Origin of the sequence: Lentzea sp. NPDC059081, from assembly GCF_042738015.1 — a bacterium.
Classification (GTDB): domain Bacteria; phylum Actinomycetota; class Actinomycetes; order Mycobacteriales; family Pseudonocardiaceae; genus Lentzea.
In genome coordinates, this window is record NZ_JBHYGW010000005.1 from 252,192 (window position 1) to 269,029 (window position 16,838).

Annotated in this window: 18 protein-coding genes; 9 read left to right on the plus strand and 9 right to left on the minus strand. The window is 71.0% G+C overall.

Annotated features, from left to right (window positions below; genetic code table 11):
* Positions 1-52 precede the first annotated feature (52 nt).
* Together ACFWV3_RS14315 and ACFWV3_RS14320 are read right to left on the minus strand one after the other, a co-directional pair.
* Complete coding sequence (locus ACFWV3_RS14315) at positions 53-853, minus strand: alpha/beta fold hydrolase (protein ID WP_382411563.1); 801 nt, start codon at positions 851-853, stop codon at positions 53-55.
* Positions 853-1,659, minus strand: a complete 807-nt coding sequence (locus ACFWV3_RS14320) for an LLM class flavin-dependent oxidoreductase (protein ID WP_382411564.1) — start codon at positions 1,657-1,659, stop codon at positions 853-855. The genes ACFWV3_RS14315 and ACFWV3_RS14320 overlap by 1 nt, the downstream gene beginning before the upstream one ends.
* Positions 1,660-1,736: 77 nt before the next feature.
* Here ACFWV3_RS14320 and ACFWV3_RS14325 point away from each other — a divergent pair, with 77 nt between their 5' ends.
* A complete protein-coding gene (locus ACFWV3_RS14325) occupies positions 1,737-2,606 on the plus strand; it encodes a LysR family transcriptional regulator (RefSeq protein ID WP_382411565.1) in 870 nt (289 codons plus the stop codon).
* Here the strand turns inward: ACFWV3_RS14325 and ACFWV3_RS14330 are convergent.
* Positions 2,603-3,370 (minus strand): SDR family NAD(P)-dependent oxidoreductase, encoded by a 768-nt coding sequence (locus tag ACFWV3_RS14330; protein ID WP_382411566.1) that lies wholly within the window; start codon positions 3,368-3,370, stop codon positions 2,603-2,605. The two genes, ACFWV3_RS14325 and ACFWV3_RS14330, sit on opposite strands and share 4 nt — an antisense overlap.
* Positions 3,371-3,453: 83 nt before the next feature.
* Between ACFWV3_RS14330 and ACFWV3_RS14335 the strand changes: the two genes are divergently transcribed.
* Entirely contained in the window at positions 3,454-4,035 is a 582-nt protein-coding gene (locus tag ACFWV3_RS14335; protein WP_382411567.1) for a TetR/AcrR family transcriptional regulator, read from the plus strand.
* On the opposite strand, the gene ACFWV3_RS14340 is transcribed toward ACFWV3_RS14335, so the two are convergent.
* Positions 4,032-4,262 carry a hypothetical protein gene (locus tag ACFWV3_RS14340; protein WP_382411568.1) on the minus strand — a complete coding sequence of 77 codons (231 nt, stop codon included), beginning with the start codon at positions 4,260-4,262 and terminating at the stop codon, positions 4,032-4,034. The two genes, ACFWV3_RS14335 and ACFWV3_RS14340, sit on opposite strands and share 4 nt — an antisense overlap.
* A gap of 63 nt (positions 4,263-4,325) precedes the next feature.
* Here ACFWV3_RS14340 and ACFWV3_RS14345 point away from each other — a divergent pair, with 63 nt between their 5' ends.
* The gene (locus ACFWV3_RS14345) at positions 4,326-5,333 is read left to right on the plus strand and encodes a pyridoxal-phosphate dependent enzyme (RefSeq protein WP_382411569.1); all 1,008 of its coding nucleotides are present in this window, start codon (positions 4,326-4,328) and stop codon (positions 5,331-5,333) included.
* Complete coding sequence (locus ACFWV3_RS14350) at positions 5,330-6,445, plus strand: M20/M25/M40 family metallo-hydrolase (protein WP_382411570.1); 1,116 nt, start codon at positions 5,330-5,332, stop codon at positions 6,443-6,445. The genes ACFWV3_RS14345 and ACFWV3_RS14350 overlap by 4 nt, the downstream gene beginning before the upstream one ends.
* Positions 6,446-6,450: 5 nt before the next feature.
* Here the strand turns inward: ACFWV3_RS14350 and ACFWV3_RS14355 are convergent, their stop codons facing one another.
* Positions 6,451-6,825: a MerR family transcriptional regulator gene (locus ACFWV3_RS14355; RefSeq protein WP_382411571.1), complete on the minus strand. Its 375-nt coding sequence runs from the start codon at positions 6,823-6,825 to the stop codon at positions 6,451-6,453.
* 56 nt (positions 6,826-6,881) lie between these two features.
* Between ACFWV3_RS14355 and ACFWV3_RS14360 the strand changes: the two genes are divergently transcribed.
* The 3 genes from ACFWV3_RS14360 to ACFWV3_RS14370 all read left to right on the plus strand — a co-directional run bounded on the left by ACFWV3_RS14360 (position 6,882) and on the right by ACFWV3_RS14370 (position 9,578).
* Positions 6,882-7,673 carry an MBL fold metallo-hydrolase gene (locus tag ACFWV3_RS14360; protein WP_382411572.1) on the plus strand — a complete coding sequence of 264 codons (792 nt, stop codon included), beginning with the start codon at positions 6,882-6,884 and terminating at the stop codon, positions 7,671-7,673.
* A gap of 21 nt (positions 7,674-7,694) precedes the next feature.
* Positions 7,695-8,546 (plus strand): NAD(+)/NADH kinase, encoded by an 852-nt coding sequence (locus ACFWV3_RS14365; protein ID WP_382411573.1) that lies wholly within the window; start codon positions 7,695-7,697, stop codon positions 8,544-8,546.
* 87 nt (positions 8,547-8,633) lie between these two features.
* Positions 8,634-9,578, plus strand: a complete 945-nt coding sequence (locus ACFWV3_RS14370) for an alpha/beta fold hydrolase (protein ID WP_382411574.1) — start codon at positions 8,634-8,636, stop codon at positions 9,576-9,578.
* On the opposite strand, the gene ACFWV3_RS14375 is transcribed toward ACFWV3_RS14370, so the two are convergent.
* The gene (locus tag ACFWV3_RS14375) at positions 9,571-10,881 is read right to left on the minus strand and encodes an MFS transporter (RefSeq protein ID WP_382411813.1); all 1,311 of its coding nucleotides are present in this window, start codon (positions 10,879-10,881) and stop codon (positions 9,571-9,573) included. The genes ACFWV3_RS14370 and ACFWV3_RS14375 overlap by 8 nt on opposite strands.
* Positions 10,882-11,035: 154 nt before the next feature.
* On the opposite strand from ACFWV3_RS14375, the gene ACFWV3_RS14380 reads away from it, so the two are divergent.
* Positions 11,036-11,686, plus strand: coding sequence for a TetR/AcrR family transcriptional regulator (locus tag ACFWV3_RS14380; protein ID WP_382411575.1), 651 nt, complete (start codon positions 11,036-11,038; stop codon positions 11,684-11,686).
* On the opposite strand, the gene ACFWV3_RS14385 is transcribed toward ACFWV3_RS14380, so the two are convergent.
* Both ACFWV3_RS14385 and ACFWV3_RS14390 read right to left on the minus strand, forming a co-directional pair.
* A complete protein-coding gene (locus tag ACFWV3_RS14385; RefSeq protein ID WP_382411576.1) occupies positions 11,676-12,668 on the minus strand; it encodes a helix-turn-helix domain-containing protein in 993 nt (330 codons plus the stop codon). The two genes, ACFWV3_RS14380 and ACFWV3_RS14385, sit on opposite strands and share 11 nt — an antisense overlap.
* Before the next feature lie 78 nt (positions 12,669-12,746).
* On the minus strand, positions 12,747-13,259 hold the full coding sequence (locus tag ACFWV3_RS14390) for a hypothetical protein (RefSeq protein ID WP_382411577.1): 513 nt from the start codon (positions 13,257-13,259) through the stop codon (positions 12,747-12,749).
* A 307-nt stretch (positions 13,260-13,566) separates the two neighbouring features.
* Between ACFWV3_RS14390 and ACFWV3_RS14395 the strand changes: the two genes are divergently transcribed.
* On the plus strand, positions 13,567-14,529 hold the full coding sequence (locus tag ACFWV3_RS14395) for an alpha/beta hydrolase (RefSeq protein WP_382411578.1): 963 nt from the start codon (positions 13,567-13,569) through the stop codon (positions 14,527-14,529).
* Here the strand turns inward: ACFWV3_RS14395 and ACFWV3_RS14400 are convergent.
* The gene (locus tag ACFWV3_RS14400) at positions 14,513-16,567 is read right to left on the minus strand and encodes a cellulase family glycosylhydrolase (RefSeq protein WP_382411579.1); all 2,055 of its coding nucleotides are present in this window, start codon (positions 16,565-16,567) and stop codon (positions 14,513-14,515) included. The genes ACFWV3_RS14395 and ACFWV3_RS14400 overlap by 17 nt on opposite strands.
* Between the last annotated feature and the right edge of the window lie 271 nt (positions 16,568-16,838).

Here is a 16,838-nt window from a genome sequence, read left to right on the forward strand (position 1 = left end):
GACGTTACCTCGCACCCCTGACAATTTTCGTGCAGTCGCGATCGAGCGTCGCTCAAGCCGTCGTGTGCCGCACGAGCGCGTCGACGAAGACCGGCCACACCGGACGCGGCACGTCGTGCCCCACCGAGTCCAGCACGAGCAGCGACGCGCCGGGCACGGCATCCCGCACCGCCTCACCGTGCGCCAAGGGGAACACGGGGTCCAGCGACCCGTGCACCACCAGCACGGGCGCGACGAGATCAGCGAAACCACCGCCAGGAGCGTCGAACTCGATGCAGAAGTGGTTCGTCATCGCCGACTGGATGTTCACCGTCCGTGCGACGTCCTCCACCGCCAGCCGACGCACCGCCTCCTCGTCGAAGTAAGGCGACGAACCCGCGTACGCGCGCAGCACCGTCACGATGTTCTCCACATCGGACGGAGACCGCGCTGAAGAAGCCTCCAGGAACTCAGGAGTCATCTCAGGCAGCGAAGGGTCACCGGTCGTGGTGCACACGAACGTCAGCGATTCCACCCGATCGGGGTGGTCGACGCCGAGCGCCAGCGCGATTGCACCGCTCATCGACCGCCCGACCACATGCGCCCGCGACACGCCCAACGCGTCGAGAATCCCCACGGCGTCGAGGACCATGTCCGCCAGCGAGTACCCCGGCTCCCCTGGCGGGTAGCTGGTCGACAACCCGGTGTCACGGTTGTCGTAACGGATCACGAACCGGCCGCGCGCCGCGATTGCCACGCACAGTTCTTCTTCCCACCACAACATGGACGCGCACGCGCCGTGGATCAGCAACACCGCCGGGTCGGAAGAATCCCCAAACGTCTGAACGCACAACTCCACTCCGTTGACACGCATCACCGCACCGCCGGTCCGTCGCTCAGCACGCCCCGCACGTGGTCCATGGACAGCGATGCCGGCTCAAACGCCGTCAGACACCACGTCGCCCCAGCGGCGGCATACGGCGCGACATCCGCACCAGGTTCGACCTCGCACACGTAGTCGAACGGCCCGTCATCCGACCGCAACGCCTCCACCTGCCCGACGGCGTCCGCGAACTCCTCCGCCGACGACAGGTTCACGGGGAAGAACCCGTCCAGCCGAGCCGCACGGCGCATCGGGCGCACGTTGCCGGGAAACCCCGCCGCCCACACCGGCACACCCGGCCGTTGCACGGGACGAGGCAGGAACGTCACACCGTCCACTGTGTAGTGCTCGCCGCGGAAGCGCACCTCCTCGCCCGACCACGCCGCCCGCAGGACCTCCAGCGACTCGTCGAGCATCCGCCCGCGCACCCGGTCGTCGCACTCCTCGCCGAAGCGGGAGAACTCACCCGCGAACCGGTCGCTGCCGAGCCCCACGCCGAGCACGAGCCGCCCGCCGCCGAGCAGGTCCAGCGACGCCGTCTCGCGGGCGAGCTTCGCGGGCCGGCGCCGGGTGAGCGCCGAGACCATCGGCCCGAACCGCAGCCGCTCGGTGGCGGTCGCGACGGCGGCCAGCGTGATCCACGGGTCGGCCACGTGCGTCACCGGCTCGCGCCAGCGCACGTGGTCCCAGACGAACAGCCCGTCCCAGCCCGCCTCCTCGGCGTCGGCGGCGAGGCGGGCGACGGCCGGCGGGTCGGCGAGGCAGTCGAAGAGCGGCAACCAGAGCGCACGTTTCATGGGTGTGACGCTAGAAAGCACAGAGCATTAACAAAAGCGATAGAATCTGCTCAACTCAACAAGGCACACTTATGTTCATGCTGGACCTCCGCCACCTCGCCACCCTGGAAGCCGTGGCCGCCGAGGGCACGTTCGGCCGCGCCGCCGACCGCCTCGGCTACACGCAGTCGGCCGTGAGCCAGCAGATCGCCGCACTCGAACGCGCCGTCGGCGGCACGGTGTTCGACCGTCCCGGCGGCCCGAAGCCCGTGCGGCTGACCCCGTTGGGCGAGGTGCTGCTCGCCCACGGCCGCGACCTGCTCGCCCGTGCCGCCGCGACCACCGACGCGGTCGAACGGTTCAAGGCCGGCGAGGGCCGCGTCGACATCGGCACCTTCCAGAGCGTCACCAACGTCATCCTGCCGACCGTCGTGCGGCGACTGCTCGACGAACAGCCCACCGCCGACATCCGGCTCTTCGAGGAGGAGACCGACCAGCCCAGCGCCGACGGCCTCGACCTGGTGTTCTTCGACGGCAGGCTGACCGGCGACGTCGAGCAGACCAAGCTCCTCGACGACCCGTACGTGCTGGTCGCCCGGCGCGGCCAGTTCGACGGCGACGTGGTCCCGCTGGCCGCCCTCGACGGACTGACCATGGTCGCCCAGCCGCCGATCTGCGACCAGGCCCGCGTCGAGCGCGTCTACGCCGAGGCGGGCGTGCGGCCGCTGATCGTGTTCCGCACGGCCGACAACCGGGGCGTGGTGTCGATGGTGCGCGCCGGGATGGGCATCGCGGTGATGCCGAGGCTGGCGCTGGACCTGCAGCCCGACGACGTGCTGCGCACGCACGAGCTGGACCCGCCGCCGGACCCCCGCGAGATCTACCTGGCCTGGCAGGCGAACCGGACGCTGTCGCCACTCGCGACGCGTGTCATCCGGCTCACCGAACAGGCGGTGCGCGGCCTTTAGACGCTGCGGGTCTCCGCGAGGCGCAGCACCGTCCGCCTGGGCAGAGCCGCGGCCGCCCGCCCCAGCCACCGGTTCGTGCTGCCGGAGATCACGCTGACCGGCGGCCGCTTCCGGTCCAGTGCGGCGAACGCGGTGCCGACGACCTGGGCCGCGGTCTGGAACCGGACGCCCTCGGTCTCCGTCCCCGAGACCTCGTAGAACTCCGTGCTGGTCGGGCCGGGCGACAGGGCCAGCACGGTGAGGCCGGAGCCACGCGTCTCGTGCGCGAGCGCCTCGGTGAACCGGACGACGAACGACTTCGCCGCCGAGTACACCGCCATGCCCGGCACGGGCAGGTAGCCGGTGAGGCTCGCGACGTTGACCAGCGCCCCGCGGCCGCTCCCGACCAGCCGGGGCAGGAACGCGTGCGAGATGTCGACGACCGCGTCCACGTTCACGCGCAGCTGCACGTGGATCTCGTCCTCGGTCAGCTCGGCGAACGGCTTCGTGTGCGCCACCCCCGCGCAGTTGACGACGGTGTCGACGGCCACGTCGAGCTGCTCGGCCAGGCGCTGCCCGCTGCGCTCGCCGGTGAGGTCGAACGGGACGACGTGCACGGTCCGCCCGGTGTCCGCGCGGATCTCCGCCGCGAGCTCGTCGAGCGCCGACGCCCGCCGTGCGACAAGGACGAGGTCCGCTCCCCGTTCGGCGAACCGCCGCGCGAACTCGGCGCCGATGCCCGAGCTCGCGCCGGTGATGAGCGCAGTGGTTCCCGCGTACCGCATGGAGACCCCGATCCGAGTGTAAGAGGTTCTTACATCGAGGCTACGCGAGCAATGTGAGAGACTGCAACATCGGAGGTGCGGACATGGAGCCGAAGCGCGGCTACCACCACGGCGACCTGCGCAACGCCCTGCTCGTGGCCACCACGGAGCTGGTGCGGGAGCGCGGGGCGCGGGGCTTCAGCGTGTCCGAGGCCGCCCGCCGCGCCGGGGTCTCGACGTCCGCGCCCTACCGCCACTTCAGCGACCGGGACGCGATGCTCGCCGCCGCGGCGCTGCTGGGTTTCCAGGCGCTCGAGGAGCGGTTCGCCGACCTGACGGACGACGCGACGCTCGCCGACCGGGCCGCGGCGATCGCGGTGTCCTACCTCCGCTTCGCCCGCGAGGACCCCGCGCGGTTCGAGACGATGTTCGCCAGCGGCATCGACAAGGAGCGGCACGGGGACCTGGTGCGGCAGGCCGTCGTCGTGCAGGACCTGCTCAACGCGGCACTGCGGCCGTTCCTGGGTGAGGCGGACGTGGTGAGCAGGGCCGCGCAGCTCTGGTCGCTCGCGCACGGCGTCGCGACCCTCTCCCTGGAGGGAAGGCTGCAGCACGTCGTGGACGCGGACCAGGTGGAGGCGGTGGCGGAGAACGCCGCCCGTGCCTGGGCGGCAGGGCAGAGCTAGTCCCGCGGTCCCCGCAACGTCAGCACCACCCGCAGCACGTGCTCGACGGCCGCCGGGAACACCGCTCCCCGCAGCTCGTCGCGGTGCGCCAGCGTCAGGCCCGCGAACTCCAGCATGCGCTCCGGCCCGACCCGGCGGACCACGAGCCCGGCGACCTCCTCCAGGTCGAGACCGGGGTGGTCGAGGCGGGTCAGCGCGAACTCGACGATCAGCTCGTCCTCGGTCACCAGCCACCTCCGCGATTCGTCGAGTTCTCCCACCGGTACACGTCGAGAACGTGCGCTGGACCGATGATCCGCACCACCCGCACGCTGTCGGTCATGATGTTCTCGCAGCCCGGCGCCCGCGACTGGACGTGCCCGCCCGCGCCCACCGGGGTGCGGGAGTTCCACGCACGGCTGCCGGACCACGCGCCCACGCCGTTGCGGGAGCTCCCCGCCCTCGCCGCGGAGCTCGGGGCCGGTCGCCTGTTCGTCAAGGACGAATCCTCCCGCCTCGGCTTGCCCGCTTTCAAGGCTCTGGGCGCCTCTTGGGCCGTTCACCGCGTCCTCTCGGGCCGAACCGGGCAGGTCACGCTCACCACGGCGACCGATGGCAACCACGGCCGTGCCGTCGCACGCATGGCGCGGATGCATGGCCAACGCGCGCACGTCTTCGTTCCCGGCAGTGTGCCTACGCCCGCTATCGATGCCATTCGCAACGAAGGCGCGCAAGTCACGCTCGTCGACGGCACCTACGACGACGCCGTGAAGCAGGCCGCCGCAGCCGACGGTGTTCTCGTCCAGGACATGGGGTGGCCCGGCTACGAGGAGGTTCCTGCCTGGATCGTCGAGGGCTACAGCACGCTCTGCCACGAGATGGACGAGCAGCTGGACGGCGAACCCGGCCTGGTCGTCGTCCCGGTCGGCGTCGGCTCGTTCGCCCAGGCCGTGGTCACCCACTACCGCTCCCGCGCCTCCCGCACGCGGCTGCTCGCCGTCGAACCCGACACCGCCGCCTGCGTGCTGGCGAGCCTCGAAGCGGGCGAGCTCACCACGGTCCCCACCGGCGACACGATCATGGCCGGGCTCAACTGCGGCACGCCGTCGGCCACCTCCTGGCCGTTCCTGCGCCACGGCCTGGACGCCGCGGTGGCGATCTCCGACGCCGACTGCACCAGGGCGATGGCCGACCTGCACGCCCTCGGTGTCCACTCCGGACCGTGCGGCGCGGCATCGCTCGCCGGGCTGCGCGCCGCCCGCGACGAGCTCGGCGACCTCACCACGGTCGTCCTGATCAGCACGGAAGGACGTCCATGACCCCACGTGACCTGCTCGCCCGGCTCGTCGCCATCGACTCGGTCAACCCCGACCTCGTCCCCGGTGGCCGCGGCGAGGGCGAGATCGCCGGCTTCTGCGCCACCTGGTTCACCGAGCGCGGCTTCGAGGTGCACCGCCTGGAACGACGACCCGGCCGACCGTCGCTCGTCGCGGTCAGGAAGGGCAGCGGCGGCGGGCGGTCGTTGATGCTGAACGGTCACCTCGACACGGTCGGCCTCGCGGGCTACGACGGCGACCCGCTGGAGCCGGAGGTCAGGGACGGCAGGATGTTCGGCCGCGGCACGTTCGACATGAAGGGTGGCGTGGCGGCGATGATGGTCGCCGCGGCGAGCGCCGAGAACCTGCGTGGTGACGTCATCGTGGCGTGTGTCGCCGACGAGGAACACGGCAGCTCCGGCACCGCCGAGGTCCTGGAGCACTTCACCGCCGACGCCGCGATCGTCACCGAACCCAGCCACCTCGAAGTCACGTTGGCGCACAAGGGTTTCGTGTGGTTCGACGTCGAGGTGGAGGGCAGGGCCGCGCACGGCTCACGGCCGGAGCTGGGCGTGGACGCGATCGTCAAGGCCGGCCACTTCCTCGTCGCCCTGGAACGGCTCGGCCACGACCTCGCCGCCGGCCCCGGACACCCCCTGCTCGGCACCGGAACCGTCCACGCGTCGTTGGTCAGCGGCGGTGAGGAGGCGTCCACCTACCCGTCGAGCTGCCGGATCACGCTCGAACGCCGCACCGTTCCCGGCGAGTCGCCCCAGCACGTCGAGGACGAGCTGCGCGCCGTCCTCGACCACCTGCGCGCCACCGTCCCGGACTTCCGCGCGACGCTCACCCGCGGCCTCGCCAGGGACCCGTTCGAGGCAGACCCCGAGGCGGAGATCGTCCGCACGCTGATCGCGAACCTGGGCGAGCCAGCGGTGATCAGGGCAGAGCCGTTCTGGACGGACTGCGCGCTGCTCGACGCCGCCGGCATCCCGTGCCTGCTGTTCGGGGTCGACGGCGCGGGCGCCCACGCCGCGACCGAGCACGTCGACCTCGCGTCGCTCGACCGGCTCACCGACGTCCTGACGCGCACGATCACCGGCTTCTGCGGCTGAGGCGGTCAGGGAGCGAGCATCCGCTTGAAGTCGGGGCACTCGACGAGCGGTTCGTGCGTGCACGTGGTGGCGTGGTCGAGGCTGTCGCGCATCCGTTGCAGCCGGGCGATGTCCTCGTCGAGCGCCCGCGCCTTCTCGGCCATCTTGCCGCGGGTCGCGGCGTCCCCCGGCATCGCGACCAGGAACCGGCTGATCTCGGCGATGGTGAACCCGGCCCGGCGGGCGCAGGTGATCATCGTCAGCCGGGGCAGCACCTCCGGGTCGTAGGTGCGGCGCAACCCGTTGCGGCCGCTCGGCGAGAGCAGGCCCCTCTTCTCGTAGAACCGGAGGGCGGACGGTGCCAGCCCCGACTTCTCCGCGACCTCGGCGATGTCCAGCACGACGCCGAGCGTAGCGGCTTGACTTGAACCGCGCTTCAAGTCGCACGATCACCGTCATGCGGATCCACCACCTGAACTGCGGTTCCATGCGCCCCATCGCGCCGACCTACGAGGGTCTGCCGAGCACGGCCGCCGTGAACCACTGCCTGCTCGCCGAGACAGACGACGGCCTCGTCCTCGTGGAGACCGGCCTGGGCCTCGACGACGTGCGCGACCCCGCCGGCACGCTCGACCCGTCCTGGACCGAGATGGTCGAACCGGCGCTCAAAGAAGAAGAGACCGCCATCCGTCAGATAGAACGCCTCGGCTTCAACGCTTCTGACGTCCGGCACGTCGTCGTCACGCACCTGGACGTCGACCACTGCGGTGGCCTCCCCGACTTCCCGCACGCCACCGTCCACGTGCTGGCCGCGGAACTGGAAGCGGCCCTGCACGAGGCTCCGAGCCGCCGTTACCGCCCCGCCCACTGGGCACACGGTCCACAGTGGCGCACCTACGAGTCCACGAACGACAAGTGGTTCGGACTGGACGCCATCAGCCCGTCAGACCTGCCCGGCTTCGTGCTCGTCCCGTTGGGCGGCCACACCGCGGGCCACACGGGAGTGGCGGCGCACAACGGCGACAAATGGCTCTTGCACTGCGGCGACGCCTACTACTACCACCGCGAACTGGACGAGGTCCCCGAACCGCACCCCGTCCTCGACATCGTGCAGACGCGGTCCGCGGTCGACCACGACCGTCGTATCGGCACCCAGGCCGCGTTGCGCACGCTCGCCCGCGACCACTCCGCCGAGGTCACGCTCTTCAGCGCACACGACCCGTGGGAATTCGGCAAGATGACGAGGTGACCCGACTGAGGACGACCTGACGTGCACGCCGCCGGCCTGGTGCTGCACCCGCAACGAGACTCCGCCGCCGCCGTGGAGGCCGTGCTCGGCTGGGCGGCCAACCGCGGTGTCGAGATCCTCGGCATCTCCGACGAGATCCAGCGCCTGCGCTGCGAGGCCACCCCGGTCTCGCCGCAGGAGCTGGGCCGCAGGGCCGACCTGGTCGTGAGCCTCGGCGGCGACGGCACGATGCTGCGCGCGATGCGCCTGGCCGACGGCGCGCACGCCCCGGTACTGGGCGTCAACCTGGGCAAGCTCGGCTTCCTGGCCGAGGTCGACGTGCCCGACCTGCCCGCCGCCCTGTCCGCCATCGACGCCCACGACTTCTCCGTGGAGCCCCGCCTCGCCGTGGACGCGATCTTCGGCGACCAGAAGGTCACCGCCTTCAACGACATCGCCGTGGTCCGCACCCCCGGCGAGGGCAGCGCCCGCGTGGCCGTGCAGGTGGCGGGCCAGCCGTTCGTGAGCTACGCCGCCGACGCCGTAATCGTCGCCACCCCGACCGGCTCGACGGCCTACAGCTTCTCGGCGGGCGGCCCGATCACCAGCCCGTCCGTGGAGGCCCTGCTCGTCACCCCTGCCGCACCGCACTCCGCCTACAGCCGCGGCGTGGTCCTGTCGGTCAACGACGAGGTGGACCTGGACCTCCTCCCGTCGAGCGGCCGCCTGGCCGTGGAGGTCGACGGCATGGTCGCGGGCTACGTCGAACCCGGCCAGCGCGTGTCGCTGCGGGGCCGCGCCGGTGCCGCGCGCGTGGTGCGGCTGGGGATGACGACGTTCTACCAGCGGGCGCGGCGCAAGCTGCGGCTGACGGACTCGGCCGAGCTGGGCTGACCCCAGCTCGTCACCCCACCTCCAGCCGCTCTCGAGCGCCGCTTGTTCGGATGTCCGCGCCGAGCAACGGATGGGGGTAGAGGGGTCATGGAACTGAACAGGCGCAAGGTGTTCGCGCTGGGAGCCGGTGCCGCGCTCGCCGCGACCGCGGGCACCGCCGACGCGGACACCGCCAAGCACGAGGAAGTCGACCTTCCCGGCTTCCGGCACAACTACGCGCAGGTCAACGGGGTGCGTCTGCACTACGTGACCGGCGGCAGAGGCGAGCCGCTGGTGCTCTTACCGGGATGGCCGCAGACGTGGTGGCTGTACAACAAGATCCTGCCCGCGCTCGCGGCGAGGTTCCGCGTCATCGCGGTCGACCTGCGCGGGCAGGGCGGGTCGGACAAGCCCGCGGGCGGCTTCGACAAGAAGACGATGGCCACCGACATCCACGAGCTCGTGAAGAAGCTCGGGTACGACTCGGTGAACATCGTCGGGCACGACCTGGGGAGCATGGTCGCGTTCTCGTTCGCCGCCAACTTCCCCGCGGCGACCCGCAAGGTCGCGGTCATGGACGTGCTGCACCCCGACGAGAGCTTCTACCAGATCCCGTTGCTGCCGCGGCCGGGCGGTTTCAGCGTGTGGTGGTTCGCGTTCAACCAGGTGCTGCAACTGCCGGAGCAGCTGCTGACCGGCCGGTTCCGGTACATGGCCGACTGGCTGTTCGAGCACACGGCGTTCACGCCCTCCGCGATCGACGAGCGGTCGCGGTCCATCTACGCGCGCGCCTACAACTCGTCGGAGGCGATCCGCGCCAGCAACGGGTGGTACCAGGCGTTCCACCAGGACATCGCGGACGGCAAGACCTACGCCAAGCTCGTGCCGCCGGTGCTGGGGCTCGCCTCGGTGTCGTCCTACGACCAGTTCGCGGGGACGTTGCCGAACGTCGCCAACCAGTTCGAGCTCGTGCGGGTCGACGGGTCCGGCCACTGGCTCGCCGAGGAGCAGCCGGACCTCGTCACCCGCGAGATCATCCGCTTCTTCAGCTGACGGGACGACCCGAGGGGATGAAGGCCGCGATCGCCACCGCCGCCATTGCGGTCGCGGCCCCCAGGCCCATGATCAGCTGGAAGCTCGAGGGCGCGGCCACCTGCGTGAGCACGACTCCCGCCACGGCGCTGGAGACCGAGGTGCCGATGGCGCGCGACAACGTGTTGAGGCTGTTGGCCGCGGCCGTCTCCGACGTCGGCACGGCGCCCATGATCAGGGCGGGCATCGCGCCGTAGCCCAGGCCGATGCCGGCCCCGATCACGGCCGAGACGACCACCAGCTGCCAGATCGCGGTCAGCATGAAGACGCCCAGGAGGTAGCCGAAGGCGACCACGAGCGCGCCCAGGATCAGCGTGATGCGCGGGCCGCGGGCGTTCGAGACCCGTGCGGACACCGGCGCCATGAGCATCATGACCAGGCCGGACGGGACCAGCACCAGGCCCGTGACCAGCAGCGACTGGCCGAGGCCGTGCCCGGTCGACGCCGGCAGCTGCAGGACCTGCGGCAGCACCAGCGACTGCGCGAACAGGGCGAACGCGAACGACACCGACGCGATGTTGGTCAGCAGCACCTGGCGCCGGGCCGTCGTGCGCAGGTCGACCAGCGGCTGCGGCGACCTCAGCTCCCACCAGCCCCACAGGCCCAGCGCGACGGCCGCGGCGGCGAACAGTCCCGTCACCTCACCGCCGCTCCACGTCGAGGCCTTGGACACGCCCAGCAGCAGGCACACCAGCGCCACCGAGAGCCCGAGCGCGCCGAGCAGGTCGAACCGGCCGCCGCTGCGCACCGGCGACTCCGGCACCCAGACCAGCACAGCGACCAGGGCGAGCGCACCTGCGGCCGCCGACGTCCAGAACAGCATGTGCCAGTCGCTCTGCTCGACCAGCAACGCCGCCGCGGGCAGGCCGAGCGCGCCGCCGACCCCGAGCGACGCGCTCATCAACGCGGTCGCCCCCGCCAGCCGTTCGCGCGGCAGCTCGTCGCGCATGATGCTGATGCCGAGCGGGATCACGCCGACCGCCATGCCCTGCACGACGCGGCCGACGATGAGCGGCAGCAGCGAGTCGCTCAGCGCTCCGATCACCGAGCCGACGACCACCATGACCAGGCTGACGAGGAGCATGCGGCGCTTGCCGTACATGTCGCCGAGCCTGCCGACGACGGGCGTGGCGACCGCGCTGGCCAGCAGGGTCGAGGTGACGACCCAGGTGGTGTCACCGGGCGACGAACCCAGGAGCTGCGGGAACCTCGGCAGCAGCGGGATGACGAGGGTCTGCATCAGGGAGACGACGATGCCGCCCATCGCGAGCACGGCGACGACGACGTTGGGGCGCGTCACGGGACGCGTCTCTTCGAGGAGCACACCCCGAGTCTAAGTCAGTCACTTGACTTAACCTGGAGCGCGTGGAGGATGTCCGCGATGTCCGGAGCGGCTCCAGGTGGAAGATGGTGGCGTGATGAGCAAGGTCGACAGTCCGTCGAGGACCGAACGGGCCCACGCCACCCGTGAGCTGATCCTGACCGCGGCCGAGCGGCTGTTCGCCGAGCACGGGGTGCTGGCCGTGTCGAACAGGCAGGTCAGCGAGGCCGCCGGGCAGGGCAACAACACCGCCGTCGGCTACCACTTCGGCACCAAGGCCGACCTCGTGCGGGCCATCGCGCGCAAGCACTTCGCCCAGGTCGAGGAGATCCGGCAGCGCATGATCGCCGGCCTCGGCCAGGAGCCCGGCCTGCGCGACTGGCTCAACTGCCTCGTTCGTCCCCTCACCGAACACCTGGAAGCCGTCGGCAGCCCGACCTGGTTCGCGCGGTTCGGCGCCCAGGTGATGACCGACCCGACGCTGCGGACCGTCATCACCGAGGAGACGCGGTCCTCGCCGTCGCAGATGCGGATCCTGGCCGGCCTCAACGCGTGCCTGGCGGACCTGCCGGACGACGTGCGGGCCGAACGCCACGACATGGCCCGGCAGCTGCTCGTGCACATGTTCGCCGAACGGGAACGCGCTCTCGCCGAGAACACCCCCACCCCGCGAGCGAGCTGGCAGGACGCGGCGACGGGCCTGGTGGACGCGCTCGTCGGGCTGTGGCAGGCGCCGGTCAGCGGCTAGGTTCGCTGTCCCGCAACCGCCGCAGCATCAACGCGAGGTGCAGCCGGAACCGCCCCGGCGCCTCGTCGAGCCCGAACCCCAGCACCGCCTCGGCGCGGGCGAGCCGCGTGGTCATCGTGCTGTGGTGCCGGTGCAGCACCACCGCCGCCTTGCGCACCGAACCGGTGGCGCACAACGCGTCCAGCGCCGTGATCATGTCCGGTTCGGCGGCCAGCCGGTCGAGCGCGCGCACGTCCGGCAGCGCCGAGACCTCCGCGGGACCGGTCGAGGCCAGCAGGGTGAGCCCGCCGAGCTTCTCCCACCACACCACCGGTTCGCTGTCCGCGGCGAACCGCAACGCCGCCCGCGCGGCCCGCCACGACTCCGCCGCGTCGATCGCCGGCAGCAGCGGCCCGACGCCCATCCGCCCGGAGGACTCCGGCACCTCGGTGGCCAGCACCGCCCGCACGGAACCCAGCAGCACCGACCGGCCCGGCACGTCCGAGGTCGCCGCCAGCACGCGCAACGGCGTCGTGGCGTTGATGCCGAGCAGGTGCAGCGCACGCGAACGTTCCGCCGTACCCACGCTTTCCGAGAGAACCAGCTCGATCAGCGCGGGGTCACCCAGTTCCGGCAGCGGCACGCTGGAGTGCTCCAGCAGCACGGCGGCGGCGATCGCGAACCGTTCCAGCAGCATGTCGTCCAGCGGCGCGGGAGCACCGGACCTCAGCACCCAGACCTGCACCCCGCCTTCCAGCGCGCGGACCGAGGCACGCGCGGGCACCGGTCCCGTCGTGACGGCGCCGCCCGAGTCCGCGACCAGGCAGAGCCCCTGGCCGGGCGCGTGCAGGCCGACCGGGCACCCGGCGAGCTCGGACGTGCTGCGCACCAACGCGTCCAGGCCCGCGCGCTCGGTGATCAGGCGGTCGAAGAACCCGATCACCCGCACCGCGCCCTCGGCGTCGGCGTCCAGCCCGGACAACCTCAGCAGCAAGCCCTTCATCCCGCCACGATAGCCCTGGCCGGGGTGGGAGAACGCGAAGCCCGGACGGTGGGCAGCGCCGTTTCCGCCCTTCGCGGGTCAGCAAACCGCGTCGGCGATCGGGCCCGCCGCGGCGGCGGTCTTCTGACAACCGGCGTCCAGCTCCGTCGGAGCCTCGACCTCGATGATCCCGCCCGCGGTGGTGTCGAACGCCGCGGTGCAATGCGCTGAGCTACGGACGACCTTGATCTCCACATCTTCGGGACTGCGCACGGTCAAGTCGACACGTCCCAGCGAGCGGGCCCACTGGTCCAGCGACATCGACACGCGACGTGCCACGACCTGAGCGCTCGTGGCTCCCTCGCGCCACACGCATCCCTTGCCGTCCTGATACCGGCCGACGACGGCGCCGACGAGCGTGCGGACCTCCGCCGGCGCGGGATCGTGCTCGCACACGGACCGGAGCCTCTCGTCCAGCGACTGCTGCCGTTCCTGCTCACCACCGCCGAGCAGCAGCCGGAGCGCGGCTCCTGCCAGCACCACGACAGCGAGCGCCACGACGAAGTAGACCGGCCACTTCTGCTTGCGCGGCAACCAACTCGGGTGACTCATCGGCGCCGGTAGGTCTCGTCGCTGAAGTCACCGTCGTCCTCGAGCCCCCACATCTGCAACCACCCACTCGCTCGTCAGCCACACGCCACCCGCACGAATGAGCGCGGCTGTTCGAGGTCTACCACCAGTCGATGAACCCAGGTCACGGAGCAACTCGACCGGGTGACCCCCTGCCGTCGAGAACTCCGTGGCGATGTCGCACAGACGGCCCGCGAGCGACGGCCCCCGACAGGTGGTGGGCGATGGCCTTCGATCCCCCGCCACGTGTCGGATGCCCGCATCCACCACCGCAGGCCAGGATCAGGTCATGAGCTACGACGTCGACCCCGAACTGCTGCCCTGGCTCGACATGCTCCCCCAGCTCGCGCTGCGGGACCGCGAGTCCGTGCTGGCCGCCCGCGACCAGCAGTCGCACATGCAGGAACTCATGCCCACCTACGAGCCGGCCAACCCCGTCGACGTCCGGGACACCACCGTGCCCGGTCCGTCCGACGCGCCGGACGTGCCCGTGCGCGTCTACTCCCCGGCGAACCGGCAGGGTCTCGTGCCCGGCCTGCTCTACATCCACGGCGGCGGCTTCGTCGTGGGCGACTTGGACATGTTCCACGCGCAGGTGCTGCGCTTCGCGGACGAGCTCGGTGTCGTGATCGTGTCGGTGGACTACCGGCTCGCGCCCGACCACCCGTTCCCCGCCCCGGTCGAGGACTGCTACGCCGCGCTGAGGTGGCTCGCGGAGAAGGCCTCCGAGCTGGGTGTCGACCCGGCCCGCATCGGCGTCGCCGGGGAGAGTGCCGGGGGTGGGCTGGCGGCGGCGACCGCGCTGCTGGCGCGCGACCGCGGTGGGCCCGGGCTGTGCTTCCAGCTGCTCGGCATCCCCGAACTGGACGACCGCCTCGCCACCGACTCGATGACGGACTACGTCGACACCCCGCTGTGGAACCGCCCCAACGCGGTCTACAGCTGGACGGCCTACCTCGGCACGGAGCCGGGCGGCGAGGACGTGTCGCCCTACGCCGCGCCGGCCCGCGCCACCGACCTGGCCGGCCTGCCGCCCGCGTTCGTGACGACCTGCCAGTACGACCCGCTGCGCGACGAGGGCGTCGAGTACGCCCGCCGGCTCGCCCACGCGGGGGTGCCGACCGAGCTGCGCCTCTACCCCGGCACGTTCCACGGCTCGTCGCTGGTGGAGAGCGCGGCGGTCTCGCGCCGGATGGCCGAGGACGAGATCGACGCGCTGCGCCGGGGCCTGCGCGTCACGGAGTCCCGGTGACGGTGCTGCCCGACCGGGTGACGGAGTAGGTGGCGGTGGCGCCGCTCCAGTAGTGGAACGTCAGCGTCACCCGCGCGTTGTCGTTGACCTCGGCGAAGAACGCCGGGGTCAGCGTCGTCGCGCCACCGGTGTAGTCCGGCGCGAACGCCACGTCGAACTCCTTGAAGGAAGTCCAGTTGTGCGGTCCGGCGTTCGAGCCGTCCGCGTACTTCGCCTCCATCGTGGCCAGCACGTCGCCGCGGAAGTTCGTCGGGATGGTGAACGCGCTGGTGGTGCCGGAAGCGGCCGACAGCACGGGGACGTCGTAGGTGACCAGGTTGATCCGCCACGGCACACCGGCCGAGAAATGGGCTGTGAGAACGGCGTTCGTGCCGTAGGCGCGTGATCCGCTCAGCCTGGTCAACGCCGACGCGCTCAGCGTGAGCTGGTCGCCCGAAACCGTGTAGTCGGTGCCGCGCACCAGCTCCGTGCCGCCCTGGCGCAGTGCCGAGAACGTGGTTCCGTTGGGGTTCAACGTGATCGTCTTGGCGCTGATGGAGCTCGCCCTGGCGCTGAACACCTGGTCGCTCGACGCGGTGCCGGAGCGGGTGGTCCAGCTCGACCTGATCTGCGCGATCAGCTCGGGATCGCTCCACGCGAACGAGGTGCGGCCGAAGTGCTGGCCGTTGTCCCACAGCATCGTCGTGATCTTCTTCGTGCGCGCGTAGTAGCCGAAGAGCTCGAAGAACTTGAGCTTCTCGCCCTGTTCGATGGTGCCGGTGTGCCGGTCGAAGCCGAGCAGCCCGTACTCGCCCAGGATCACCGGGATGCCCCGCGACACGAAGGTGGCCGAGACGCGGTCGAGCGAGTCCGTGAGGTCCTTCTGCGCGGTCGCGTCGAACCGGAAGCCGCCGGCGACGTTCACGCTGAACGGCCAGTAGCCGTAGTAGTGCACGGTAGCGGCGATGTTCTTGTCGCCGAACCCGCTGATCGACGTCGCCAGCTCGTCGAGGCGCGCCTGGTCCGACGACGTGTGCAGGGTCGGCAGCACGAGGAGGCGGCTCGCGTTGTTGCCGCCCGAACCCCGCACGATGCCGCGGAACGACGCGTTCAGCTCGTGCAACAGCTGGGCGTTCTGGGCGTCACCGGAGCTGCCGGTGAACTGCGGCTCGTTCACGCTCTCGAAGACCAGCTTGGCCGGGGAGTCCTTGAACGCGGCCGCGAGCTGGGTCCAGATCGCGTTGTAGCGGGCGAGGACGGTCGTCCGGTCGGACGGCATGGCCGAGATCCACTGCCACGAGTCGTGGTGGATGTTGATCATCACCTGGAACCCGTCCGCGAGCGCCCAGCCGACGACCTCCCGGACGCGGGCGAGATACGCCGCCTCGATGGTGTAGCTCGGCGCCGAACCCTGGTGCTGGCCCCACGTGACCGGGATGCGGATGCTCTTGAAGCCCTGCGCCTTCACGTTGTCCAGCAACGCTTCCGTGACTCGCGGGTTGCCCCACGAGGTCTCGTCGCCGCCCGTCGAGTCGAGCGTGTTGCCGAGGTTCCAGCCCGGCTGCATCGCGGCGACCTGGGCCATCGCGTCGCTCGGCGGCGGGGTGGTGGTTGTCGTGGTGGTGGTGGTGGTGGTGGTTGTCGTACCAGGGCTACCGGTGCACGTGACACCGTTGAGAGCAAAGGAAGTCGGTGCCGTGTTCGCACCCGACCAGGTGCCGTTGAAGCCGAACGAGACCGTGCCGTTCGTCTCGATCACCGCGTTGTAGCCGACGTTCACCGCCGTGGCCTGGCCGCCCGACGACGTGACCGTCGCGTTCCAGGCCTGGGTGACCTGCTGGCCGGACGGCCACGCCCAGGTCAGCCGCCAGCCGTCGACCCGGTCGCCGACGTTCGTCACGGCGACGCTCGCGGTGAAACCGCCGCTCCACTGACTGGGCACCGCGTAGTCGACCTTGCACCCCGATGCCGCTGCCGCCGGGGCCGCCACCGCGAAGCCGATGCTCGCCGCCATCGAGACGAGAGCCGCCAACAGCGCCGCGCCGCGCCGTCCGCCCATGATCCACCTCCGAAGTCTGGGAACGCTCCCAGGTCGGTTGGGGACTGTAGCCATCCCGTTGCGCCGCAGGAAGAACGCGTCGAATCGGCCGGGACCACCGTCGAACCGTGGTCGAACTCCCGTCGAAGATCTCGTTGCGCCCCTTGCAATTGTGTCGAACTGTCGAACAGGGGCGGATTTTCGCTTACATGACCGTTACAGTCCCCATTCTGGGAGCGCTCCCAGTCTTGCCAAGCCCGGTCTTGCGAACCTCAGCCATCGGAGGCTCACG